Annotated in this window: 21 protein-coding genes; 12 read left to right on the plus strand and 9 right to left on the minus strand. The window is 45.6% G+C overall.

Translation table 11 applies throughout. The features are described from left to right. Nucleotides 1-26 precede the first annotated feature (26 nt). Complete coding sequence (gene lptD / locus V7R42_RS05050) at nucleotides 27-2,279, minus strand: LPS assembly protein LptD (protein ID WP_334019114.1); 2,253 nt, start codon at nucleotides 2,277-2,279, stop codon at nucleotides 27-29. A gap of 494 nt (nucleotides 2,280-2,773) precedes the next feature. On the opposite strand from lptD, the gene djlA reads away from it, so the two are divergent. From djlA to mazG, 11 genes are all read left to right on the plus strand, one after another. After that, nucleotides 2,774-3,634: a co-chaperone DjlA gene (gene djlA / locus V7R42_RS05055; RefSeq protein ID WP_334019115.1), complete on the plus strand. Its 861-nt coding sequence runs from the start codon at nucleotides 2,774-2,776 to the stop codon at nucleotides 3,632-3,634. Further along, nucleotides 3,635-4,561: a site-specific tyrosine recombinase XerD gene (gene xerD / locus V7R42_RS05060; protein WP_334019116.1), complete on the plus strand. Its 927-nt coding sequence runs from the start codon at nucleotides 3,635-3,637 to the stop codon at nucleotides 4,559-4,561. 387 nt (nucleotides 4,562-4,948) lie between these two features. Further along, a complete protein-coding gene (gene dsbC / locus V7R42_RS05065) occupies nucleotides 4,949-5,671 on the plus strand; it encodes a bifunctional protein-disulfide isomerase/oxidoreductase DsbC (RefSeq protein ID WP_334019117.1) in 723 nt (240 codons plus the stop codon). A 241-nt stretch (nucleotides 5,672-5,912) separates the two neighbouring features. Continuing rightward, the gene (gene recJ / locus V7R42_RS05070) at nucleotides 5,913-7,634 is read left to right on the plus strand and encodes a single-stranded-DNA-specific exonuclease RecJ (protein WP_334019118.1); all 1,722 of its coding nucleotides are present in this window, start codon (nucleotides 5,913-5,915) and stop codon (nucleotides 7,632-7,634) included. Between the two features lie 80 nt (nucleotides 7,635-7,714). Continuing rightward, nucleotides 7,715-7,996 carry a hypothetical protein gene (locus V7R42_RS05075; RefSeq protein WP_334019119.1) on the plus strand — a complete coding sequence of 94 codons (282 nt, stop codon included), beginning with the start codon at nucleotides 7,715-7,717 and terminating at the stop codon, nucleotides 7,994-7,996. A gap of 55 nt (nucleotides 7,997-8,051) precedes the next feature. Further along, nucleotides 8,052-8,756, plus strand: coding sequence for a DNA repair protein RecO (gene recO, locus V7R42_RS05080; protein WP_334019120.1), 705 nt, complete (start codon nucleotides 8,052-8,054; stop codon nucleotides 8,754-8,756). 251 nt (nucleotides 8,757-9,007) lie between these two features. Beyond that, nucleotides 9,008-9,745 carry a pyridoxine 5'-phosphate synthase gene (gene pdxJ / locus V7R42_RS05085; protein ID WP_334019121.1) on the plus strand — a complete coding sequence of 246 codons (738 nt, stop codon included), beginning with the start codon at nucleotides 9,008-9,010 and terminating at the stop codon, nucleotides 9,743-9,745. Between the two features lie 27 nt (nucleotides 9,746-9,772). After that, nucleotides 9,773-10,153, plus strand: a complete 381-nt coding sequence (gene acpS / locus V7R42_RS05090) for a holo-ACP synthase (protein ID WP_334019122.1) — start codon at nucleotides 9,773-9,775, stop codon at nucleotides 10,151-10,153. 100 nt (nucleotides 10,154-10,253) lie between these two features. Then, nucleotides 10,254-11,714, plus strand: coding sequence for a 23S rRNA (uracil(1939)-C(5))-methyltransferase RlmD (gene rlmD, locus V7R42_RS05095; protein ID WP_334019123.1), 1,461 nt, complete (start codon nucleotides 10,254-10,256; stop codon nucleotides 11,712-11,714). Between the two features lie 12 nt (nucleotides 11,715-11,726). Beyond that, nucleotides 11,727-13,910 carry a GTP diphosphokinase gene (gene relA / locus V7R42_RS05100; RefSeq protein WP_334019124.1) on the plus strand — a complete coding sequence of 728 codons (2,184 nt, stop codon included), beginning with the start codon at nucleotides 11,727-11,729 and terminating at the stop codon, nucleotides 13,908-13,910. Continuing rightward, nucleotides 13,888-14,838 carry a nucleoside triphosphate pyrophosphohydrolase gene (gene mazG / locus V7R42_RS05105; protein ID WP_334019125.1) on the plus strand — a complete coding sequence of 317 codons (951 nt, stop codon included), beginning with the start codon at nucleotides 13,888-13,890 and terminating at the stop codon, nucleotides 14,836-14,838. Before relA ends, mazG begins: the two co-directional genes overlap by 23 nt. Nucleotides 14,839-14,977: 139 nt before the next feature. Here the strand turns inward: mazG and V7R42_RS05110 are convergent, their stop codons facing one another. After that, the gene (locus V7R42_RS05110; RefSeq protein ID WP_334019126.1) at nucleotides 14,978-17,134 is read right to left on the minus strand and encodes a TonB-dependent siderophore receptor; all 2,157 of its coding nucleotides are present in this window, start codon (nucleotides 17,132-17,134) and stop codon (nucleotides 14,978-14,980) included. Between the two features lie 385 nt (nucleotides 17,135-17,519). On the opposite strand from V7R42_RS05110, the gene V7R42_RS05115 reads away from it, so the two are divergent. Beyond that, nucleotides 17,520-17,888 carry a YbaN family protein gene (locus V7R42_RS05115; RefSeq protein WP_334019127.1) on the plus strand — a complete coding sequence of 123 codons (369 nt, stop codon included), beginning with the start codon at nucleotides 17,520-17,522 and terminating at the stop codon, nucleotides 17,886-17,888. Nucleotides 17,889-17,893: 5 nt separating this feature from the next. On the opposite strand, the gene V7R42_RS05120 is transcribed toward V7R42_RS05115, so the two are convergent. The 7 genes from V7R42_RS05120 to V7R42_RS05150 all read right to left on the minus strand — a co-directional run bounded on the left by V7R42_RS05120 (nucleotide 17,894) and on the right by V7R42_RS05150 (nucleotide 24,658). Further along, nucleotides 17,894-19,060, minus strand: a complete 1,167-nt coding sequence (locus tag V7R42_RS05120) for a hydroxymethylglutaryl-CoA reductase (protein WP_334019128.1) — start codon at nucleotides 19,058-19,060, stop codon at nucleotides 17,894-17,896. Between the two features lie 211 nt (nucleotides 19,061-19,271). Then, nucleotides 19,272-19,919 carry a hypothetical protein gene (locus tag V7R42_RS05125; RefSeq protein ID WP_334019129.1) on the minus strand — a complete coding sequence of 216 codons (648 nt, stop codon included), beginning with the start codon at nucleotides 19,917-19,919 and terminating at the stop codon, nucleotides 19,272-19,274. A 188-nt stretch (nucleotides 19,920-20,107) separates the two neighbouring features. Next, nucleotides 20,108-20,809 carry a tetratricopeptide repeat protein gene (locus tag V7R42_RS05130; RefSeq protein WP_334019130.1) on the minus strand — a complete coding sequence of 234 codons (702 nt, stop codon included), beginning with the start codon at nucleotides 20,807-20,809 and terminating at the stop codon, nucleotides 20,108-20,110. A 15-nt stretch (nucleotides 20,810-20,824) separates the two neighbouring features. Beyond that, on the minus strand, nucleotides 20,825-21,670 hold the full coding sequence (locus tag V7R42_RS05135) for an SDR family oxidoreductase (RefSeq protein WP_334019131.1): 846 nt from the start codon (nucleotides 21,668-21,670) through the stop codon (nucleotides 20,825-20,827). A gap of 65 nt (nucleotides 21,671-21,735) precedes the next feature. After that, nucleotides 21,736-22,407, minus strand: coding sequence for a TenA family transcriptional regulator (locus tag V7R42_RS05140; RefSeq protein WP_334019132.1), 672 nt, complete (start codon nucleotides 22,405-22,407; stop codon nucleotides 21,736-21,738). Between the two features lie 3 nt (nucleotides 22,408-22,410). Next, complete coding sequence (locus V7R42_RS05145) at nucleotides 22,411-23,925, minus strand: AMP-binding protein (protein WP_334019133.1); 1,515 nt, start codon at nucleotides 23,923-23,925, stop codon at nucleotides 22,411-22,413. Continuing rightward, a complete protein-coding gene (locus tag V7R42_RS05150; protein ID WP_334019134.1) occupies nucleotides 23,915-24,658 on the minus strand; it encodes a thermostable hemolysin in 744 nt (247 codons plus the stop codon). Before V7R42_RS05150 ends, V7R42_RS05145 begins: the two co-directional genes overlap by 11 nt. Between the last annotated feature and the right edge of the window lie 87 nt (nucleotides 24,659-24,745).

Genomic DNA, 24,745 nt, shown 5'->3' on the forward strand with positions numbered 1-24,745 from the left:
AGCGCGGTTAAGCGCTCAACTGCAGGTTAATTTAAACTATAAGGCTGACGATAGCCAAACATACCGTCCTGAAGCATGCTTCTTTGGGTACCAGATGACCCGATACCTTTGAAAATAAATTGTAGTGATACACCAGAGTCGAAGTCGTCTGTCGTCTGCTCCCCACTGGCGTTATAACGGTTATTCAGACTGCGCTGTGCGACAAGTCGTACGGCCCAACAACATGACTCGTATTGTATTCCTGTATAAGTTTCCACGCTTCTACTGCGCTCAAGATCACGGTAAGTTCGGCCAACCCACTGCCAATTCTCCGAAATAGGCCAGCTTGCTGAAATACCAATTTGATCTATGGTTTCACCACTTAAGTCGCGAACATAGCGATGACTCAATTGAATAAAGCGTGCATCATCTTTGCGGTATTCTATGCCCACACTGCTTAAGTCAACCTTGTCTGTGTCAGTGGTCACTTGCACATCAGAATGGAAGAACCAGTTTTTATTAAAGCGCCAGTCCACTTCAGCGGCGAGCGCTGAACGATCTTGATTCTTGGTTGCAGCAATAACTTTATTATCTTCAAGGTAGAATATCTGACCCACACTAAGAACAAATTGTTCCCTATTGTTTTTATCCAACATGCGTGTTGTCGCGCCAAGGGTGATTTGGTTGTTATCGCTAATTCTATCAAGGCCAGTAAATTCCTGACCTCTAAACAAACCTTCAACGTCGGTGAGTAGCGGCGTTGAGTCATAGAAACCAATAGCAGTTTGGTCTTCATACGACGTGTAAAGGTATTGCACTTTTGGCTCTAAGGTCATCGACATATTATCGCTGAACCAAGACGTATCCCTTTCAAAGTACAACGCGCCGTATAAACGAGCTTGACCGAGTGTGCGTTCCACGTCTTCTTTTAAGTCGGTTCCTTCAACGTTGTCTTGTTGATAAATCGTTTCAAAAAGGGTGGTTTCTGCGACAAATTCACCCCATGCGGCGCGAAGCGGCACCGATAAAGTCGGCGCAATGTGAAAACGAGTAGCCGTAGGGGCGGTATCCAAAGTATTGTCAAAATGGGCAACTTCTGAGTCTAAATTGAATGTCAAATACTCGCCTAATGTCTTGTTATAACTAACTTTGATTTCAGGTACGGCACGATAGCTATCAGCGGTATTACCCAATACTTCAAAATCTTTTATCTGCATATTTATCGATAGATTTTGAGAGTAGTAACTTAAACCAACACTTCGATAGAGGTGAGTGTCGGCTCGGCTGTAATAATCTGACCCCAAATCAACTAAATAATTGTCGTCACTTAATCCGTTGAAATCAACGTTAAGTAGCCAATTGTCAGCGATAAGCCCCTGATGTTCCAAACGGTAGAAATATCGGTCAGGGTTGCCGTTAATATCTGAATCGCTTGGCAAATATTCTACGTGAACTTTGCCTTGGCTGTCTTCTGTTAGATATCTGAACTCGGTATTAAGCTGCAAGCCGCGAAGGGACATTAATCGCGGTGAAAGAGTCATGTCATAGTTGGGGGCAATATTCCAATAGAAAGGTTGAGTGTAGTCAACGCCCGTTCTGCTTGAACTAGTTAACTCTGGGAACAGCAAGCCCGTTTGGCGCTCATTGCTAACGGGAAACGCAAAATATGGCAAATAAAATACCGGAACATCGGCAATGTAAAAACGAGTGTGCTTAGCTTGGCCCCATACTGTCCCTTTCTCCAAACTAATCTCACTAGCACGTATTAGCCAATCCTCATCACCTTCGGGGCAGGTCGTGAAGCTAACGTCTTTAAGTACAATTCCTGTGTCGGTGTCTAATAGGATATCTTTTGCGGCCCCTTGTCCGACAAAACCCGTCAGCTGATAGCGGGTATTTTGCATTTCCAAGCGCTCTTCTTCAGAGCGAAGGGTTACAGCATCACTTTTTACCTTTAACTGCGAGTCTTGATAAGTTACGTCGCCTTTTGCAATGAGGTCTCTACCGTTACCGTTAATTTGTGCTTGAGATGCACTGATTACCGCGGTATCAGAAGTGATATCAACATTGCCCGAGAAAAGCGCTACGGTATCTTGGATAATTTCAGTTCGGTTTGCTTCAACCTTTACATGGCCTTTAGGCATCAATGCCTGACTGTTGAAAGTAACAGGTTCGACTGAGCAGAATGCAAGAGGGGCTGCATTTGGTACTGGTTTGGCATTTGAAGCTGTCGTTTCCTGTGCAAACGCGACTGTAGGCAAAAGAGTCGCGGAAACAAGCATGGCGCAGGTTTTTTTCATGCGTTAATGGGCGGCCTGTTTTGTTGTATGTTGCTTTTAAACCCAAGTAAGACGAAGTCCGTCTCGGTTAGTTCACATAATGTTTTAAAAAAACAGTGATTATGCGCATTAATTCTTGGTAAAGAAGTAATGTCGCTTTCACTCGCTATTACTATTCGTATAAGCGCTCAATTCTAAGCACTTCTGACATAATTACCAACCATTCAGACAAAAAAATGCACTTTTATGTACATAATGCATCAAAGACTGCGACAAATAGTGGGAATAAGCTCGATTTCAAATTGTACAAGCCCTATGGCGTGTTGATCTTTGCAGAACTGTCTCGCGATTAAAAGGCTTTTATTTAGACCGAAATTTGTACATCAAAGATCAACAGGTCCTAGGTAATTAACTTATGCATTTGATATGATAATGTTCCTAACACGCTGTGCACGGCGTGAATTACCTACTACAACATCAACTTTTTATAAAGTGCACCAACGGAGTATGACGCGATGTCAATTTGGGGAAAAATCCTCGGCGCCTTGTTTGGCTTTATGTTCCTTAAAATACCCGGGGCGATCCTTGGGCTGATTGTCGGACACTTTTTTGATAAAGCCTACCGGCAGGACTTCAATCAGTTAGGTGGCTTTGGACGCTTTTTTACCGACCAAGGCAATCTAAAGCAGCAAGCAATTTTCTTTCATAGCTTGTTTAGCGCGTTGGGTCACCTCGCTAAGTCTGATGGCAAAGTGACAGACAGAGAAATTCAAATCGCTACAGCGCTAATGGATGAGATGCGCCTGACAGGTGATGCCCGTCGCGAGGCACAAGATGCATTTAGAGAAGGCAAAGCGCGAGATTTTCCTTTAATCGATACACTGAAAGGTTTTTATGACGCCAGCCACGGTAGAAGGGATATTCTGCAGGTATTCTTAGAGATTCTAATTCAGGCCGCATTCGCTGACGGCCAACTTTCGCAAGAAGAGTACAGCGTACTTGAAAAAGTAGCGAAACCACTGGGCTTCAGGCGCCGAGATTTGGACTATCTTATTTCAATGTACGAAGCTGAGATTCGTTTTAGGCAGCGTTCTACATCCGGCTCAGGGCAACGAACTCATTCAGGTCAACGTCAGCACAGCCAATCAGCTTATTCAGAGCAGCAAAGTTTAGATGATGCCTACCGCATATTAGGTGTGGCGGCATCCGACGATGAAAAGACAATAAAACGCGCCTACAGAAAGCGCATGGCGGAACATCACCCTGATAAGTTAGTTTCTAAAGGGCTACCTGAGCAGGCAATGGAAATTGCGAAAAAGAAAGCTCAAGATATTCAATCAGCCTACGAACTGATCAAGCAAAAGCGTGGCTTCTAAATGGCAAAAACTGAACGTGAGTTAACTTATGTGCCTGCGGCGAGTCAGGCGCATATCGATGGCTTTATCGAAATGCTATGGCTTGAGAAAGGACTGTCAGATCATACTCAACAAAGCTATCGCACCGACCTCACTAAGCTTGCTATCTTCAGCAACAATCAAGGCGTAAAAGATATTGCTGTGCTGACCACTGAGCAGCTTCATGACTATCTGGCCTTCCGACACGACAAAGGGCTCTCTACGCGCAGCACCCAGCGTGCGCTCAGCGCAATTCGGGCCTTTTTCGTATTCCTAATCAGTAAGCAAGTACGTGTAGACAGCCCCGTTTCCGCGCTATCAAACCCCAAAACGCCGAAAGCTTTGCCTTCCTCACTTAGTGAACAACAGGTTGAAGATTTGCTGAATGCGCCCATTACCGACGACCCTATCGAATGTCGGGATAAGAGTATGCTTGAAGTGCTTTACGCAACGGGCCTTCGTGTAAGTGAGCTTATTGGTTTAACAATGGATCAAATAAGCCTTCAGCAAGGTGTGGTTAGGGTTGTGGGTAAAGGGAATAAAGAGCGCTTAGTGCCCCTTGGCGAAGATGCAATAGAGTGGCTGCTGACCTATATTAAAACAGCAAGACCAATACTCGCTAGTAAAGCTTCTGATGTGGTTTTTCTAAGCAAGCGTGGACAGAAAATGACGCGCCAAACATTCTGGCATCGCGTTAAATACTATGCGGTGAAAGCGGGTATTGAACAGCATCTATCACCGCATACGTTGCGCCACGCTTTCGCCACACATCTTTTAAACCACGGGGCTGATTTACGTGTTGTACAAATGCTGTTGGGTCATAGCGATTTATCGACGACGCAAATTTATACCCATGTAGCAACGGAGCGTTTGCAAACGCTTATCCATAGCCATCACCCCCGTGGCTAGAAAATGAGAAAAAAGAGTATGGAAAAATGCTACAAATTGGACGTTGTGTACGACGAGGCTCTGCTAAGACATGTAGTAAATGAAAAGGTGTATGATAGGATACAAGCGTTACATTGTTTTAGGAGAAAACGCTTTGGGATAGTGCTGAAGTGCGTTAGCCAAACCGTTTACTCATAGCCGTTTAGTCATTACTTGTTATTTCAAATGGACACGGATAAACAAAAAATTAGCCTGAAAGGTGTAATTTTTTTGCTAAGTTTTACGGTCTGAAAGTAATAAGTATGAAAATGTTTAGCAGTTGTGTGAAGTCGGATTGTACATATTCGAGTAGCCGCATTCTAAGCCAGTAAGCACATGCATGCTTAAATGGCATAATGGAGAGTTTTAGTGAAAGCAGTAAAGAAAGTATTGTTAGCAAGTGTAGTTGCGGCAGGTTCCATATTCGGGCTTGGCGCGCAAGCAGCTGACGAAGCCGCTATCCGCGATAAATTAACGTCAACGCTAGGGTTAGATGTAGAGACCATTGCAGACTCTCCAGTATCTGGGCTAGTTCAGGTATCGACAAACCGCGGCTTATTTTACGTAAGCGAAAATGGGCAGTATTTGCTTCAGGCTCGCGTCTTTAACATTGACGAAGAAATGCGCAACGAGACGGAGCTCGCGCTCTCTGGGCTACGTAAAAAAGGCGTAAAAGAGATGGAGTCATCGTCGATTACGTTTAAAGCGAAAAATGAAAAGTACGAGATAAGTGTGTTCACAGATATAACTTGTGGTTACTGCCGCAAGTTTCACAACGAAATTGGTGAGCTTAACGACGCGGGTATTACCGTTCACTACCTTGCGTTTCCGCGTTCTGGGTTAAATAGCCAGAACTATGATGATATGGTGTCAGTCTGGTGTGCTGAAAATCCACAAAGTGCATTAACAAAAGCAAAAGCTGGCGATAACGTAGCAAGCGCAAGCTGCAAAAATAAAGTGGCAGAGCAGTATATGTTAGGCCAAAAGCTAGGGGTAAACGGTACGCCAAATATTGTATTACCAGACGGAACACTTATTCCTGGTTACCAGCCAGCTGCATTGCTTGCTAAAGCATTAGAGGAAGCTGAGTAGTTATTCAGTCTTTAACGTTAAATATAATAAAAACGCACGCTTTGTGCGTTTTTTTGTTTTCTGCGGTATGATTCAGTCCATATTTTCTAGCGTTTTTTCGTATAGTTTTTCTTTTCAGTTCACTCGCGCGTTTACTTGGAATCTGCACTAATTATCCGGTGTCCCGACTCCAATTTTTTATTTAGAGCCTGTTTGAACTGACATCGTCAACTGCATTTACAGTATTAGTTTAGTGGTATTTATGATTTTGCCTATTGTTCGCCGCGAGGTTACCGGCGCCTCGCTTAGTTCCGACTTACACCCTGTTATCGATAGAATTTATCGCGGTCGTAATATTGCGAATATGGATGACTTGGAGAATGGTCTGAAAGGGCTAACTCACTTCAAAATTTTGAAGGGGATGCCGCAAGCCGCACAAATTCTTGCCAATGCTGTTGTGCAAAATAAACGTATTATCATTGTGGGCGATTTCGATGCTGATGGAGCAACCAGTACATCGGTATGCATATTAGCGCTTCGAGCCATGGGCTATCACAACGTTGACTTTCTTGTACCTAACCGCTTTGACTTTGGTTATGGGCTTAGCGTACCTATCGTGGACGAAGCAGCCAAACAAGGGGCAGAGGTTATTGTCACAGTGGACAATGGCATTTCCTGTATTGACGGCGTAACCCATGCAAAGTCGTTGGGAATGCAGGTTGTTGTTACCGATCACCATTTGCCAGGCGATGTTCTACCTCCTGCTGATGCGATAGTAAATCCTAACCAACCTGGCTGTGAATTCCCTTCTAAGAATTTGGCTGGGGTAGGCGTCGCCTTTTATGTCATGCTTGCGCTTAAAGCTGAGCTACAGCAGCAAGGGCATTTTGAACAAGCGGGGCTAGTGCCACCAAACCTAGCGTCGCTGCTTGATATCGTAGCTGTTGGCACCGTGGCCGATGTGGTGGTGCTTGATAAAAATAACCGAATTTTAGTTCATCAAGGCCTTCAGCGCATTCGAGCGAGTAAGTGTCGACCTGGCATTAAGGCTTTGGTTGAAGTGGCAAACCGTGATTGCGCTCACTTAACCTCAACTGATTTAGGCTTCGTAGTTGGGCCAAGGCTTAATGCTGCGGGAAGATTAGACGATATGTCGCAAGGTATAGCGTGCTTATTAGAAGATGAAACCATTCAAGCGCGAATGATAGCAGCGGAACTCGATGCGCTTAATAAAGAACGCCGTGAAATTGAAACCGGCATGAAAGCACAAGCGGAAGCCGTGCTAGAGCAAATGGCATTGGATGAAGGCGATATGCCAAGCGCACTGGTGGTTTATCGCGAAGACTTCCATCAGGGGGTTATTGGTATTGTGGCAGGGCGTTTAAAAGAGAAGTATCTTAAGCCTGTTATCGCTTTTGCCCATCAAGACGACGAGATCATTAAAGGTTCGGCGCGCTCTATTCCTGGCGTGCACATTCGCGATGTACTTGATGAAGTTAATACACGCTACCCTGGCGTTATCGAAAAATTTGGTGGGCACGCCATGGCCGCTGGATTGAGCTTGCCCGTCGCTAAGCTTCAAGACTTCGAGCGGGCTTTTGTCGATATTGCGCGTGCGCACATGGAAAAGCTTGAGGGTAATCATGCCTTACTTTCCGACGGTGACTTGTCGTCGAAGGAATTGTGTTTACCCTTTGCGCATTTATTGCGTCAAGCCGGTCCATTTGGGCAGGGCTTTGAATCACCGTTATTCGATGGTGAATTTTCGCTACTTGACCAGCGCTTGGTTGGCCAAAAGCACTTAAAAATGGTGCTAAAAAGTGATGGCGCCAATGAGGTCGATGCTATTGCGTTTAACATTGATTTAAAATCATGGCCGAATGCCATGGTCAAACGTGTGCATATTGCCTATCGACTTGATATCAATGTGTTTCGCGGTCAAGAAACTGTGCAACTTATTGTAGAGCAAATAGACGCGCGTTAGCAGTAGCGCGTTCACATGCAGAGGGATGGCAATAAGTCTAACAAGCAATAAGTGCAAAGCAGTGGAAAAAAGGGGCAAGGGTGAAAAGCGAAAGACAAAAGCTGGTGGAAAAGCATAGTCAGCTGAATCAAACCGACAATGCTAAAGTGATTTCTCACGTTCAACGGGAAGAGAAAGACAGCGACTGGGTACGCCACACCATTATGCTAGAAGGCATTGATGTTCCTTTTATCTACAGGCGTAAACAGCAATATCAAAGCTTAAAAGGCGCGCGGGTGAACGTAACCTATTATCGCCACGTTGAAGAAGTGGCTAGCATTGAGTTTGAAACCATGAAAGTGGTTCGTATTAAACGCAGCTAATATTAACGCTGCCACAGGCACCACTTCGACAACAGTTAACACACAGTGAGCAACAATGAATAATGAATGGTTAAATGCCTATGTACTGCATAGACGCCCTTACAGGGAGACCAGCTATATTGTTGACTTTTTTACCCTGGAAGAAGGGCGTGTTAGTGCGGTAGCGAAAGGGGTGAAGAATAGTAAATCTGACAAGAAAAGCCTGCTCCAACCGTTTCAACATCTCCGTTTACAGTTAAGCGGAAAATCAGAGTTAAAAAACTTACGTCACGTTGAAAGCGTCTCGCCATCCATCAACCTTATGGGCACGACATTATTTTGCGCTATGTATGTTAATGAGCTAACTAATCGCGTTATGCCGGCAGGGCTTGCCAGCGATGGCGTTCACAATGCTTATGAAAATACGTTGCTGTCTCTTCGTGATGAGAACGACATAGAAGTGACCTTACGTCAGTTTGAATTTGCACTGCTTGATGAAATGGGACTATTGCCCGATTTCACCACCGATGTCGAATACGAAATGCCCATAGAGGAATCCGGCAGCTATCATTTTCATATAGATGCAGGTTTTGTGCGACTGCCCGATGATATGGCAGGTATGCGAGGCTTTCCCGGACAAGCACTGATTAGTTTGTCACAGGGGGAGTTTACGCCGCTTAGCAAAAAAGTGGCTAAGGTGCTTTGCCGTGACTTGCTTAAACCGCTAATTGGTGACAAGCCACTTAAAAGCCGGGAACTCTTTATGTCAAAGCCCCGTTAGAGGGTTTTTACTTAGTCCTTAAATGCTCACATTTACAAACGCATAGTTTTTGGTAAAGCGTATTAACTACCTTAAAACTAGCCTAAATTCCTTAAATTATTTTCTCTTAACTCAAACGCTTAATAAGCACGTTCTATAAAAAAATTTGCTACAATTGCGTCTTTCCTTTGAAGGGTATTTTTACCCTTGAAGTAACGTATTAAACACGAAGAGCAGGCCTCTTCTATCGCTCTTACAGGTTAGGTGGTGAAATGAGCACGATTCTATTAGGCATTAACATCGACCATATCGCAACGCTACGTAATGCGCGCGGCACGCATTACCCAGATCCCGTGCATGCTGCGGATATCGCCGAGCGCGCAGGTGCAGACGGCATTACGGTTCATTTACGTGAAGACCGCCGCCACATTAAAGACCGTGACGTTCGCATTTTAGCGCAGACCATTAATACCCGACTAAATCTGGAAATGGCGGTAACCGAAGAAATGCTGGCAATTGCAGAAGAAGTAAAGCCTGTTTTTTGCTGCTTAGTACCAGAAAAGCGCGAAGAGCTGACTACCGAAGGTGGTCTTGATGTGGCAGGGAATTTTGACAACATCAAGGCGGCGTGTGAGCGACTCGCTAATGCAAACATTTTGGTGTCGTTATTTATTGATGCAGACAAAGCGCAAATTGACGCTGCCGCAGCATGCAACGCCCCTTACATTGAAATTCATACAGGCCAATACGCAGAAGCCACTAGCGAAGAAGAGCAGCACAAAGAGCTAGCGCGTTTAGTCGAAGGTATCGAGTACGCCGATAGCTTAGGGCTTAAAGTGAATGCAGGTCACGGCTTGCACTATCACAATGTTAAGCCTATTGCGGCTATCCCTCAGTTAATCGAACTTAATATTGGCCACGCAATCATTGCTCGCGCCGCGTTTGATGGCCTTCATACGGCTGTAGCTGATATGCGTAAACTTATGCTAGAAGCACGAGCGGGCATTTAACCTTAGATTCAAAAGGGTGTAGATAACGTGGCGATTGCAGGGCTAGGTACTGACATTGTAGAGATAGCGCGACTTGGTAAAGGCGATGGCGCTAATGAACGCTTAGCCAAGCGAGTACTTACGCCTGCCGAGTGGCAGCAGTTCAGCGAACACGGTACGCCGGTTCGCTTCTTAGCCAAACGTTTTGCCGCCAAGGAAGCAGCAGTGAAGGCCCTTGGTACAGGAATTGGAAACGGGATCAGCTGGCAGCATATAGAAGTGCGCAATAACCATTTAGGTGCGCCAGAGCTTCATTTTTCTGGCGAGTTTGCTGCAATGTGCAAAAACCGAGGTATCACGCGAAGCGTGGTCAGTATTTCAGATGAGCAGCATTATGCTGTCGCCACCGTTATACTAGAGTCTGAATAGAGCAACTGCCCTAACCCACGTAGGCGACTTCTATTGGGTGAGTGCGTGCAAGAATCTCTACTAACATCAAACCATGTAAAGCAGCTAACCGGAGTCACACTTGGCAAACCTTTTTAAACAATCTCGCAGCAAGCAAAAAGGCAAAACGTCGCTTACTGAGAATGGCGCTTCAAAAAAAGGGAATGCCAGAGCCAACGCGCAGGTCGCAGGACTTCGATTTGGGAAAAGCAAAAAAGCAGCGGATACCAGTGAAAGTCAAAAGCCTAACACGGTCACCATTGAAGATTTAGACTGGATGGGCAATGGCGTAGTGCGCGGCAATCCGATGGTATTTGTTGAAGGTGCCCTTGTAGGAGAAACCTGCGACATAGAGGTGGTATCTAGCAAAAAGAAAGTCATTAACGCCAGGGCGACAAACATTCACTCGCCAAGTGATGAAAGGCAAGCGCCTTTTTGCCCTGTGTTTGATGTATGTGGTGGGTGTCAGCTACAGCACATAAAGCCTGACTCTGCGCTTGAGCAACGTGACCGTGCTCTTAAAGTGATGATGGAACGTCACCTTGCAATGAAGCCACAAGTTTGGCAAGCACCTTTAGCAGGGCCTCGCCCTCAATATCGCAGAAAAGCAAGGCTGGCTATAGATGCCCGCAACCCCAATCAAATTAAGTTGGGCTTTCGTGAAGCAAATAGCAGTAACGTTATCAATGTAGAAACCTGCCCAATACTGGTCGACCCGCTATCTAAACTTATTGGCCCTTTACGAGATGCGCTTACAGGGTTCGAGTCAGCGCGTCATATTGGGCATATCAGCCTTATTGCAGGCGACAACACCTCACATCTTGTTATTAAACACACCAAAGCCCTTGAAGCTGAGCTTATTGATGCTGTCAGCGAATTGGTGAACACGAGTTCATCAGTTGGTGTCTACGGTATTGAATTAAAGCTTGAAAATAAGCAGGGGCAAATTCGCAGTGTGGGCCGTGGTACTGATATGGTGATGAACACGGTAAATGGCTGCTCAATTTCACCCAGTGCTAACGACTTTATTCAAATAAATAAAGTGGTTAACGAAAAAATGATTAACCAAGCCATTGACTGGCTAAACCCAAAGCCCAACGAGCGTATTGCCGATTGGTTTAGCGGGCTGGGCAATTTTACTTTACCTATTGCTAAGTTAGGTGCAAAGGTTCAGGCGGTAGAAGGTGTGGTAGAGATGGTGCGTCGCGCCAAAGACAATGCACAGCAACAGGGCATTGAAAATGTAGAGTGGCTGCATTTAGATTTGGCCGATAAGACCAACGTCGAGGCTTCATTACAGCAGGGCTTTGATCAGGTACTGCTTGACCCTTCAAGAGAAGGGGCGTTGACCGTTTGTCATGCGCTTGTAAAAGCACTACCAAAAACGATAGTGTATGTTTCTTGCAACCCAAGTACGTTTTCTAGAGACGCAAAGGTGTTGATAGACGGAGGTTATGAAATGGAAAAAGCGGGCGTAGCAGAAATGTTCCCCTTCACCCATCACATGGAGATGATGGCCTTGTTTACGCGAAAGCAGCAGTAACGAGTAAAGGATATGGTATCGACAAGAAAGGTCCACGAAGCCGACCGCCCGCCCTTTGAAGCGTGGTTAGATAGCCTTGAATTAAGTGAAGAAACCAAGGACAAGCTAAGTGCAGTGTCATCTATTCCTGAACGACTATTGGTTGGTCAGGAAATGGTTGAAATTTTATGTCAGCTTAACATGGACGATGCAACGCTTCAGGCAGCCCTGGTTTTTCCTTATTGTGAACAGCACGCATTAAGTGAAGACGATATTGTTGATGAGTTTGGCGGGGAAATACGCGACTTGATCGTTGGTGTTCGCCGAATGGATGCCATTAAGTCTCTTCATGCCCGTAAGGTAAATGGCTCTGGTTTTACTGAGAAGTCAGATGAACAGCATATAGACAGTATTCGTCGTATGCTGCTGGCGATGGTAGAAGACGTGCGTGCCGTTGTAATTAAAATGGCAGAACGCATTTGTGCATTGCAACAGGTTAAAAAAGCCGACGAAGAAACTCGCGTTATGGTGGCCCGAGAGTGTGCCAGCATCTATGCGCCATTGGCAAACCGTTTGGGCATTGGTCAGTTAAAGTGGGAGCTTGAAGATCTTGCGTTTCGCTATTTGCATCCCATCACCTACAAGCAAATAGCTCATCAGCTTGACGGCAAGCGCCGAGAGCGCGCTGAGTATATAGAAACTATTGTTAGTGATTTGCAAGGTTTACTTGATAGCGAGCACATCCGCGCAGACGTTTACGGTCGTCCTAAGCACATATTCAGCATTTGGAAAAAAATGCAGAAAAAGCGCCTTACTTTTGAGCAGCTTTTTGATATTCGGGCGGTACGAATCATTGCGGAGCGACTTCAAGATTGTTACGCCGCGCTGGGTACGGTTCACGCCAGCTACAAGCACTTACCTAACGAGTTCGACGACTATATCGCAACGCCTAAACCTAACGGATATCAGTCTATTCACACGGTTATTGTGGGGCCTGAAGGGAAGTCGGTTGAGATTCAAATTCGCACCCAGAAAATGCATCAGGATGCAGAGCTGGGTGTGGCTGCACACTGGAAATATAAAGAGGGTAGCACGGGCAAGCAGTCAGGCTATGACGAGCGCATAAACTGGCTTCGCCGCATATTAGCGTGGCAAGAGGAAGTGGCCGAATCTGGCGATTTAGTTGAAGAACTTCGCAGCCAGGTGTTTGACGATAGGGTGTATGTGTTCACACCAAAAGGCGATGTTATTGACCTTCCCCAAGGCGCTACGCCGCTTGATTTTGCTTACTATATTCACAGTAATGTGGGACATCGCTGTATTGGCGCAAAAGTGAATGGGCGAATAGTCCCTTTCACTTATTTACTGCAAAGTGGCGACCAGATAGAAGTACTTACCGGAAAAGAGCCAAACCCAAGCCGCGACTGGATGCACCCAGGTCTTGGCTATGTGCATTCATCACGGGCGCGTGCCACTATCCATTCCTTCTTTAAAAAGCAGGACAGAGACAAAAACCTTGCTGCCGGTAAAGAGCTGCTAGAACGCGAACTTCAGCGTGCCCACTTACCTGCCAAAGTACCTAATGAAGCATTTGAGAAGTTTAACTTACAAACCCTCGATGACTTGTACACTGCGGTAGGTGCCGGTGATGTACGCGTTATGCAGGTGATTAACTTTATTCATCACTTGCAGGAGCCGCCAGCCCCAGAGCCGGAAATTAGCCCTAAGGTTAAAACGCGTAAAACTGCAGCCGGATCAGGCAAAAAAGATGCGGTGGTGGTACAGGGCGTGGGCCACTTAATGAGCCAGTTAGCGAATTGCTGTAAGCCGGTACCAGGCGAAGCTATTTTAGGCTATATCACACAAGGCCGTGGCGTGAGTGTTCACAAAGAAAGCTGCGATCAGTTGCAGCACTTGTTGTCACAACACCCTGAGCGCCAGATAGAAGTGAATTGGTCACAAGAGCTGAAAGTAGGCTTTGAGACAGGCATAGATATATTTTGTCACGATAGAACCGGCCTGCTGCGCGATATTACTACGGTATTGGCGAATGAAAACGTGCCGCTCTTGGGGGTAAACAGTTTAAGTGATAAAAACAGACAGACGGCGCTTATCACTATTTCGATAGAGGTTCAGGATCTCGATACGGTGTCTAAAGTGCTAACCCGATTGCGACAGCTTAAAGGCGTGACCGATGCAAAACGCAAACAAAACTAAGCTTAGCGAAATGCAGCGGCTGCTTGGGATTATGGCGCAGCTGCGCGACCCGCAATCTGGGTGTCCGTGGGATGTGAAACAAACCATGGAAAGCCTAACTCGTTACACCATAGAAGAAGCCTACGAAGTGGCTGACGCTATTGCTACTGGTGATATGCACGACATTAAAGATGAGTTGGGTGATTTGCTGTTTCAAGTAGTGTTTTACGCGCAGATAGCCAGTGAATCTAGCGCATTTTCTTTTGACGATGTGGCGCAAAGCATTAGCGATAAGCTTGTGCGCCGTCACCCTCATGTTTTTGCCAATCCACTCGCATCAGAGGGAGCAGGCGATACAAATGAAGACGGCACGGTCGAACGTACCCAATTGAACGACAGCGCTTTGAATGCGCAGTGGGACGCGATTAAAGCCCAAGAAAAGCAGCTCAAAAAGCAGCGCTCAAAGCAAGACGGCGAGGCCGTAGAAAGCAGTATTCTAGATAGCGTACCCAAGGGTATGCCAGCACTTATGTATGCACAAAAGCTGCAAAAAGCCTGTGCAAAGGTAGGCTTTGACTGGCCTGATGCCGCGCCTGTAATTGATAAAGTACGTGAAGAAGTGGAAGAAATTCAGCAAGAGCTGGATTTCAAGCAGCGAGCACGAGAAGCAATGCGTACTGGTGAAGCGCCATTAAATAGTGGCGCGAACGATAACCAACAAGCTATTGAAGAAGAAATTGGCGATGCCCTTTTCGCCATGGTTAATTTGGCAAGGCATTGTAAGGTAGATGCTGATACCGCACTTCGAAACGCCAGTAACAAGTTTGCTAACCGTTTTAAAGGCGTAGAGCGCTTGGCAGCTGAACAGGGCGAGAAGCTCGACGCATTGACGCTTGATGAAATGGAAGCGCTTTGGCAGGAGGTCAAACAGTCTTCCAATGCTAAGTGAATTTAATATTGTGGTTTGCTAAAAGCACTGAGTTTAATTTAATAGAGTAAGGGCTAAGCTCAAGAGTTTAACGCAAAAAGTTAATTCAGAAGCGTAATTCAAAAGCTTAGCCAATCCCATTTTTAAATGGCTTAGTGGATTACCACTTGTAGGTGAATTCTACAAAACCATTTCTCGGGTTCCCAGGGAAGTGACCTGTTCGCGCAATAAAACCAGACTCTGCATACTCTTTATCAAATAGGTTATCTAGCCTAAACAGGATGCTGTAGTTGTCTACTTCCCAAGTTATCGACGCATCAGCAACGAAATATGACTTCACATTCTGACCAGACAGGCTCAGTTGGTCGTCCACATAGTTTCCGCCAAAGGCAAAGGCGAGATCCCATTCTGGTACTTGGTAACGCGTCCAGAAACCAAATTGATTCTGAGGGGCGTTAGCGAAGCGATCGCCGACACTATTGGTAATGCCGCCACCGCCATTGTCTGCGGTAATTCGAGCGTCGTTGTAGCTATATGCGACACTCAAGATCCAATTGGGTGTTATGTCACTGATAATCTCAACTTCAAACCCGTCACTGGTTACTTCACCCACGGGCGCAACATTATCAATGCCGTCGCCTTCAGGATCCTCGCCGGTAGACTGAAGGAGATTTTGCCTAGTGATTTGATACACGGCCAATCGCAGTAAGGTGGTTTCATCGAACAACTCTGCATTCACACCACCTTCAATAATGTCTCCGCTGGTTGGTTCAAACGGTCCGCCCGCCTGAACTTGCTGATTACTGACCGACTGAGGTTCGTAAGAATCTGCCCATTGACCATAAAATGAAACATTAGAATTAATTTTATAAATACCGCCAACTCGAAAACTTACATTCGAATCGTCGAAAACAGCACTAGACGTTTCATCTTCAAACTGGTCGTAGCGCACACCTGCAACAAAGGTAAATTGTTCCCAAGCAAGTTCATTCATTACATAGGCACCGTTGAGCGTTTGCTCCGTTGTGCTCAATGGTCTGAATTGTATATTGTAGTTTTCAGGCTGCGTTATACCGTAGCCAGGGTTAGTAAGGGTTAGTGGAATGATATCTGAGTCTAGTGAAGTCCCGCTTAGGTAGCGAAGAATAAAGTCTTGCTCAAACGCAGTGCCACCTAAAAGCGCATCCTCTTTTCCTTTATAAAGGTCAACGCCGAGCGCCGTTCTATGGTCTGCACCCAGCCACTCGCCTGAATACACAAAGTTGGCGCCAAAGCTAAGTTGCTCTTGTTCGCGTAATTGATCCCTAAATTCACGGCCAACAAGGTCTATGTTCCTATCTCCATCGCTATCAATCAGTGCGCGTGGTTCGTGGTAGTTCTGCTCTTGTTCATTATCTATGTAGCGCAAACGAGTATTGTAACTTATTGCATCGCTAAGCTGTCCTTCCAGAGAGAGCTGAACAGAGTCGGAGCGCAAATTTAGGAAATCACTGGCTTCATTATGATTCCAGTCTGGATTTGTGAGAAAATTACCGCTGTCGTCAACGGGCACGCCGCGCAGTCGATTGGCACCCAAATCTTGTGAGTAATGGGTGTATTGAAGCGTTAGTAGCTGGCCTTGAAGGTCGTACGTATAGCCAGAGTCGAAAATAAATACTTCACTGTCGCTGTTGTCGCGATAAGTATCTTGCTGCTCATAAAAAACACCTGCACGGGCGTTTTGGTTGTCATTAATTGCCCCATTTATTTCTGCTGAGCCTCCAAAGCGAGCATGCGAACCAGCAATGGCTCTAACGTTAGCGTCGAATTCTGACGAAGGTTTTTTAGTGACGTAATTAAACAAACCACCTGGCGCTCCTGGTCCATAGAGCATTCCGGCAGGGCCCTTCAAAAAGTCGACGCGCTCAATATTAAATAGCTGAGGCACGTTAAAACCTACATAAGGATCGCCGCGCAAGCCATCGAAGAAAATTTCCTCTTGCCTGAAACCACGTGCAGTTACACCGGCATAGCTAAATTGGCTAACACCAGCAATATTACGATAAATATCTTTTGCATTGCGCGCACCCTGATCGCGTATCAAGCTTTCGTTGATTGTAGTGATTTGTTGGGTTGAATTAAGTGGGTCAACACTTAACTTACCTGTAGATGAGTTACCATTGCGATATAGATTGATCGCTCTGCTAGTCACTACCACATGCTCTACTTGGTCGGATTTCGCGGGTGATATTTCACTCGTATCCGAAGGGGGTTCAATGTCTTGTGATAAAGCAGGGGAGGTCAACGAAGCAGCTATTAGCGCGGCTAAATATTTCATTGCAAAAAAATCCAAGTGTTGTGTGATAAAAAGAGCGTGATGAAAAGCCAATACTTTAGTATAAATGATAACAGTTTTTATTATTGTTCATCTATAGTTGTATGCCATATGTCGTGTTGTAATCAATATCAGTAAGCGAGAGTTATGGTGTGCAGCAACGTAGATGGATAGGTGTCAATTCGCATCAAAGTAAATTAGACCAATGTAGATGGAAACTTCATTATTTTGGCGTATGGTTATAGAGTAGGTTTGATTTACGACAAAGCAATGTAGATCCACTTTATCTAATATCTGAGTATAAAATTGGCATATTGGAAGGGTGTGTCGCTGGTGTTAAGTCATGACACTTACCAAGGAGTTGGACTGAATTGGGCGTAACCGTTTTATGAAAAAAATACTATATTCAACGCTGGGGTTGTTTTTAACGCTTCTCGGTATTATCGGAGCTTTTTTGCCTGTAATGCCGACCACGGTATTTTTGATAGGTGCGCTTTTCTGTTTTACTAAATCTTCACCGCGTCTTGAGTATTGGCTAATTTACCATCCCAAATATGGGCCAAGCCTTGTTGCGTGGCGCAAACACGGTGCAATATCCAAAAAGGTAAAATGCATTGCGTGCTGCAGCATGCTGGTGAGCTTTATTTTAGTTTGCCTGTTTGCGTCAATGCCCATTCCAGCTTACATAGGCATAGGTTTATTTATGGGAATAGGCGCGTACTTTGTGGTTACGCGCCCCAATAGTCCTGCTGTTTAGGGCCTCTAACGGTTTCTACCTAGTCGCTCATGACTGCTTACCCATTCATCCGCTACCACAGCAGAACCTAAAGACAGATCGCCACATAGCACGGTTGCCGCAACAATTTCAGCAAACTTATTAACGCTACCTCTTTCTGTACAGCCAAGTACGCTTAAACATTCGTTTTGTGTTGCCAGACCCGTTCCGCCGCCATAGGTAGCAACGATTAGCGATGGAATAGTAACAGAGAAGTAATAGTCACCATTTGGCAAAATTTCAGCGTAGGTAAACCCTGCCGACGATTCAGCAACGTTGGCAACGTCCTGACCGCAAGCAATAAACATGGCGGTAATACCATTAGCGAAGTGGGCGCCGTTATTAACACTACCTGCCATCAATGCGCCCATATTTGAATATTGACGCTGTTTAAACAAAGCTTCTGGTGGGCAATGCATGATGTCCGTCATAAGTTGTTTTGGCAGTGTTATCTCTGCTACAACACGCTTTCCGCGGGTATGCAGCGAGTTTAAGTGAGAATGTTTTTTATCGGTATCAAGGTTTGCTGCCAGCACAAAGTGTTCAATAGGGCCCGAATAGTTTGCCTGTACCCACTCGCAGCCTGCTTTGGTAGCTTTGCTTACCATGTTTTGCCCAGCCGCATCACCGCAGGTGAAGTTGAACCTAAGCCAGCGTAACTTAGATGCAGCATACTGCTCAATATCCCTTAGTTTGCCCACGCTGGTGGTACTATCGCAAGCGCGTTTGATGGCTTCAAAGTTTCGCTCCACCCACCTGCCAAATGCCAGAGCTTCACGTGCATCGGAAAACGCAAACATGGGCGCTCGCTGCATAGCATCGTCAATAACGGTAGTCGTAATTCCGCCTGCTTCTCTTGTTAGACGCATGCCTCTGCTGTAGCTGGCTGTTAATGTACCCTCTGTTGTTGCCATCGGAACATAGAACTCACCTTTCGCGTGCTCTCCGTTCACTAGCATTGGGCCTGCAAATCCAATAGGCACCTGTGCAACGCCTGCGAAGTTTTCTATGTTTCCCGCCAAAGTTTCGGGGGGGATAGAATAGTGTCCTAGGTGATTTAGCTGGCTGCCGGTTTCGCGTGCAATAAACTCGCGGCGTGTTCGGCTCATCTCTTGGGTATAGTCGTTGTCTGAGGAACGTGGGATTTTAGGCATTGAGCCACTCCTTTTTTCTTTCATAATAGGAGTGCTGATACCGAATGAGAACTGTTTACAATTTATACATGGAGATAAGTGCCACCTATGTATGCGCTTTATACGTGTAGAAAGGCGTTAAATTCACCTTTCTACACGTATAAAGCAGGGGATATTGCTTATTTCGAACTCAATTGGCGAGGCACGATAGCCCCGCATACAGCAGATGAAACTACGCTTTTTGATCCAATTTCGCCTGAAGTGTCGCAATCTCTTCTCTGCGTTTTTTATCTGCTAGTGGACGATTGGCTTTTTCAGGCGCGTTTTGAGCACGGGTCAAAAAGGTTTGCGCTTCTTTGTATTCACCTTCGTCGAAAAGGTACTCTGCATAAAAGAAGTTCTGGTCCATGCCTTCTGGGTTAATCTCTAATGCACGCTTAAATAATTTTTTCGCCTTCTTATCGCTTCCAAAGCTCACTGGCCAGCCGGGCACTTTATGATAGAGCGCAGCTAAAACGGTCAATGCCGTTCCTTCTAAAACCGCTTCCTCTTTTTCAATGGCACGTTCTAAGTTATCCTTCGCACTTTCAGCAAAGTCTAGGGCACCTAAACCGCCTTTCGCACTTGCAGTACTTGACTGAGAGATAGCCAGCCAAGTCAGTGCTTCTGCGCTATTTTCCGATTGTTCGACTAACACTTTCGCCTGCGCGATCAGTGCAGAAAAAGCCTCTAATTGGGCTTCACCTTCAAGCTCATAGTTCGTTTTTGCCCACGCGAGTTGCAACGGTAGTAAATCAGGGGTGTTTGCATGAACCTTAGATATCGACAGCGTTGTAAGAAGGATGAATAGAAAAGGAGAGAAGAAATTCTTTTTCTGCATGAAAAGCCGCCTTTATAAGATAGAGGTAGTTAGGAATAAATGAGATAACTCGACGAAATTGTTAGTAATTTCATAAATTATCGTTGAATCGGCGGCTAATCTAACGGTATTTGCAGCGAAAATCTAATACTTGTTGAAAATGGAAAGGCAATAAGAGTATTGCCTTTCCCTGTATACCTTTGGGGTGACTAACTTTTTCTCGCTATTTTCGCTTCCAATAAAGCGATCTCTCTTTTGCGACCTGAATCTGCAATAGGACGATCTGCGCGCGCTGGGGCGTCGAGCGCTTTCTTGGCAAACTTTAGCGCTTGCTCGTATTTTCCGTTATCGAACAAGTACTCGGCGTAGAAATAGTTGGGGTCTATCCCGTCAGGGTTTATTTCAAGTGCATGCTTCAGCAATTTCTCAGCTTTTTTGTCGTTACCAAAGCTAATAGGCCAACCTGGAAGCTTATGGTACAGCACGCCTAGACTGGTCATCGCTGAGCCCGAGAGTGCATTTTCATCTAATCGCATTGCATGTTCGAAACTCTTACGAGCATCCTTTGCGTAGCCCAGAGCACCAAGTCCCCCCTTGGCACCGGCCGTACTGGATTGAATTATGCCTTGCCAAATCAATAGCTCAGGGTTATTGGGTTCTGCCTTTACGAAAGATTTAGCGGTATTAATAAGGGCGACGAATGCTTTTTCCTTTTCTGCATCATCAAGTTCATAGTTAATATGTGCCCACTGATGTTGAAGTGTTTTTAAAGGGCTGGTTGCTGTTTCGCTTAAGACTGATGTCGGCGCTGTACTTTCTGTGACTTCGTTAGCTTGAGCCAAAGCAGTGTGACTTAATGCCAGACCGAGTCCCAGAATTACCGTGGAGCTAAGCGTGGTTAATTTCTTCATAATAATGTCCTCGTGTTAAACCAGCTTGTTACCCAGGCGGGTATCGTTTTGAGCGCTGGTCTGTTTGTCTTGTGATTGCGTTTTTTGAAAGGCATAGCGTTTAATTGTTGGGAGTTTCTTTGCCAGCGCATTGTCAACAACACTGGGAACTAGCGCGTTAAGCTTGGCAAAAAAGCGTTCAGCACGTCCGAGCGCGACCCTTGGCAAATTGTTTTCTAACTGTTTAATGAATGCTTGTGCTACTGCATCAGGCTCGTCTGTCTGGTTGCCCAATGCCTCATTTAGCGCATTAGCGCGATCGTCATTTATGTCGGTACGCGTTGCGCGTGGCGCTAAATAGTGAAATTTAATTTTGCTATCGCTGAATTCTCTGTGCATCGCTTCCGTCCAGCCTTTCAAAGCGAATTTAGTTGCGCAGTAGGTTCCGTGCGCAGCAAATCCTATGCTTCCAAAAGCAGAGCCTACATTCACAACGTGCGCAGACGGTCTACGTTCGAGTAACGGCAGTAGGCGTTGGGTTAGTAGCATCGGAGCCAGCATATTTGTCGACACAATTGACTCGATTGGGGTGCCCTCAAACTTGCCCACATAGGTAATGCCAGCATTGTTAACCAGAATACTTAAAGGAAGTCGTTGGCAGGCACTTACTACTCTATCTCTGCCTTCATCTGACGTAATGTCAGCCACAATGGCAGTATGATGAAGGGGTAAATTTTGTTGCAGCTGTTCGAGCTTTGCCTTACTTCTGCCAGTTAGGATAATGTGCGCGCCTTTTTCATCAAGCGCCTTGGCTATTGCTTTACCAATACCGCCAGTAGCACCTGTAAGAAGCACCACGTGATTACGCCACTGAATATTCATTGTATTTACCTTAACGTGTTAGCAGTTTACCTCGTGGGATAAGCACCAGAAGTAAACCCTTGAATTCAAGCAACCTGTTCCAAGCCGTGTTCGGGTGTTAATTCGCGAAAGATATCTCCGTATAAGCGATAAAACATGGTCGCGCTGTGAATGATCATTTGCTGCTCTTTGGGGTCAGTAATTTTGTTCATAAGACCTTCAAAGAAAACAATGTGCTCTTGGTCGAGCGCACCGTGAGAGGTAAGGTATTTAAACGCTGATTTAGGCAGTGATAACTTGTCTTTGATTTGTTTGGCAGCCGCGTCGGCAAGCGCAATACTTGTGCCCTCTAAAACGAATACCATGCCAAAAAAATACAGTGGGTTTTTGCGTGCTATTGCATCAAAAGCATAGGCAACCATTAATTCGGTGGCGGGTGCAGGCTGACTTTTCCTCGCCTGTTCTTTATCAACGCCACAGGCTGCAAGGTCGTTAAGGATCCACTCTTGGTGACCCATTTCTTCTTCAATGTATTCACCGATTGCTTCTCTTAGCCATTCCTTATCTTCGTTGAGTTTGGCACCTGTAGCCATAAGCAGTGGAACAGTAAACTTAACGTGATGATAGGCCTGTTGAAGAAAGGCAATATAGTCGTTTAGGTTAAAATCACCGTTAAAGCAGCGCTGTATAATCGGCGCCTGTAAGAATGACTGTCTGGCATGTTCGGTGTTGCTTTGAAGTTGCTGATAGAAATTCATAAATTATTCCTTGATAACAAATTGAGAAGAAAATGCTGTTGTACTTTGAACGCTGTACTGGTGTTGGTCTTGGCCCTGGTAGAGCTTGTCTAAGTCAGTCGCGTAGCGGGTAATTATTGCGTCACGTTTCAGTTTTCCCGTTGGGGTAAGCAGTTGGTTTTCTGGCGTGCAAAGACCGATGGTGGCGAAACTAACAACTTGCGCATAGTCAGGTAACTGCTTATTGATAAGTGCAACGGCGCTTTGAATTTGTGTATTAGAAATAGTATTGGAAGCGGGTACGAGGAGCGCAACACAGTAGGGTTTAGCTTCGCAATACACCAAAGCCTGCCTAAACAGTCCTGTTCCCAGCAATAAAGATTCAATCCACTCTGGCGATACATTTCTGCCAAAGCTGTTCACCATTATGTTTTTTATACGCCCATTCAGCGTAAGTGTGTTGTCAGAAAAAAAGCCTAAATCGCCGGTTCTGACCTGGGTCGGATAAAATGAGGAAGGTTGATTCAGATAGCCCAGAAAGTGGTTGCCTGTAACTACAATTTCACCCTCTTCAATGTGCAGTTGATTATGACCAAGCGTTTTTCCGGCACTGCCCATCGTATTGCAATTGGGCGTGTTCAATGTTGATACTGATACCGCTTCAGATAAGCCATAACCTTCAAATACTGGTAGTCCCTTCGCTTGAGCTTGCGCCAGCAAAGTGGGTGATACATGCGCACCGCCAACAGCAATGAAAATTAGTGATGAAGTCGGTGTCCAGCCCTGATTACATGCCTGTACTAGCACCATTAGTAAGTCGGGCACCAAGATCACAGACGTTGGTTGAACGCGGTCTATCAGTGACAGCAGTGCGTTTGGATTGACGAGTTTGCTTCCTTGAAATCCGCGTTCAGATGCCGTTGCTAAATAAACCGTGCCGCCGTGGTGCAGAGGGGCGTAAACACCTGCAATATTTTCAAGTAGGGTAGACAATGGCAGCAAACACAGGTGGTTCACTATTTCTGGTTGAACAGCGCGCTCAATAGAATGGGCAACTTTCCATTGCGATTCAGTTGACAGGCATACGCCTTTCGGTGAGCCCGTAGAGCCAGAAGTAAAGGTTATTTTGTTGGTACCTACAGGTGTGTATACACGAGAGTCATGTTTGAGTGGATGAGCGACAATGTCGTTTTCGCTATCAATAACAGTCGGAGACTCACTCCATTCACTTAGTTCGCCACCGCGATTGGTCAATAAAAAGTGACACTGGCTCTCATCCAATACATGCTCTTGTTGGGAAGCGCTAAAAAATAGCGGAACGGGGACACAGCAGACGTCAGCCTGTTGGCAGGCTAAATCAGCAATCACCCATGCAAAGCTATTGTCAAAGGCAATGCCTACCCTCTCGGCATTGTGGTTTGTTATCCAGCTTGCGAGGTTCTCGACGGCGTTCAAAAGGGCGCGGTAAGTCATTGAACCGTCTTTGCATTTCAGCGCAACGTCATCGTCGTGCCCGTTTATATACTGATTAAGCAACATACGCCGTTTCCTTTTTTGTGCACATACTTTGCGTTAACGCATCCACATTTGCGGAAATAAGTGCAATTGCACGTTGGTAATGAGCATTAAGTTCAGGGCAGCCAATAATGTGTTGGGTTACGTGATTTAGCGACAGGGCAGTAACCTGAGGGGCGGTACCATAATAGGTGCCCCAGTCATCGCTATTCCCTTTAAGTTTTGATACATCGGCTTTAACAAGGGGCAGGAGTTGAATACCCGCGCCCATGAGTAAAGCGGTGAGTTGTGAGGTCGCACTGAAAACCAGGTATTTGCTACCACATCGTTTTAAAACGAAGAACAAGGCAAATAACAAAGGGAGGGTATAGCGTGATGCACTGCTAAAAAGGTTACCAACTTCAGCAATATGCGCTCTGTTTACGGTTATCCCTTGTAAGGTGAGGGCAGTTTCCACCGAAGTGTTAAGGTATTGCTCTATAAAAAGAGAATTATGCTGACCGTCGTTTGCGGCAAATCTTGCGCCTGCGGCGGCTTTAACCCCCTTAGCTTCAAGAGCAAACAGCATAGGCATAAAGGAAGTCACTCGTGCGTTGTAGCGAGCTTTAAAACCACTTGCTATAAACTCTTCAATACGGCGACGGGCATTATGTCCATGTTTTGCCGCGATAAAGGTTATAGCGGGCTTTTCCTTTGAGACAATCGCAGATTGCTGTCCAGCAATCTGGGTTGGAACAGAAGCTAAAACGTAACTCATAGACAGGCTCATTAGTTTTGCGATGTCATAAGTATTTACGCGAGACCTTAAGAGAACCTTAAGTGGGAGAAACTTTTATAAATGTCA

The sequence above is a fragment of the Alteromonas sp. S015 genome (assembly GCF_036864485.1).
Lineage (GTDB): Bacteria > Pseudomonadota > Gammaproteobacteria > Enterobacterales > Alteromonadaceae > Alteromonas.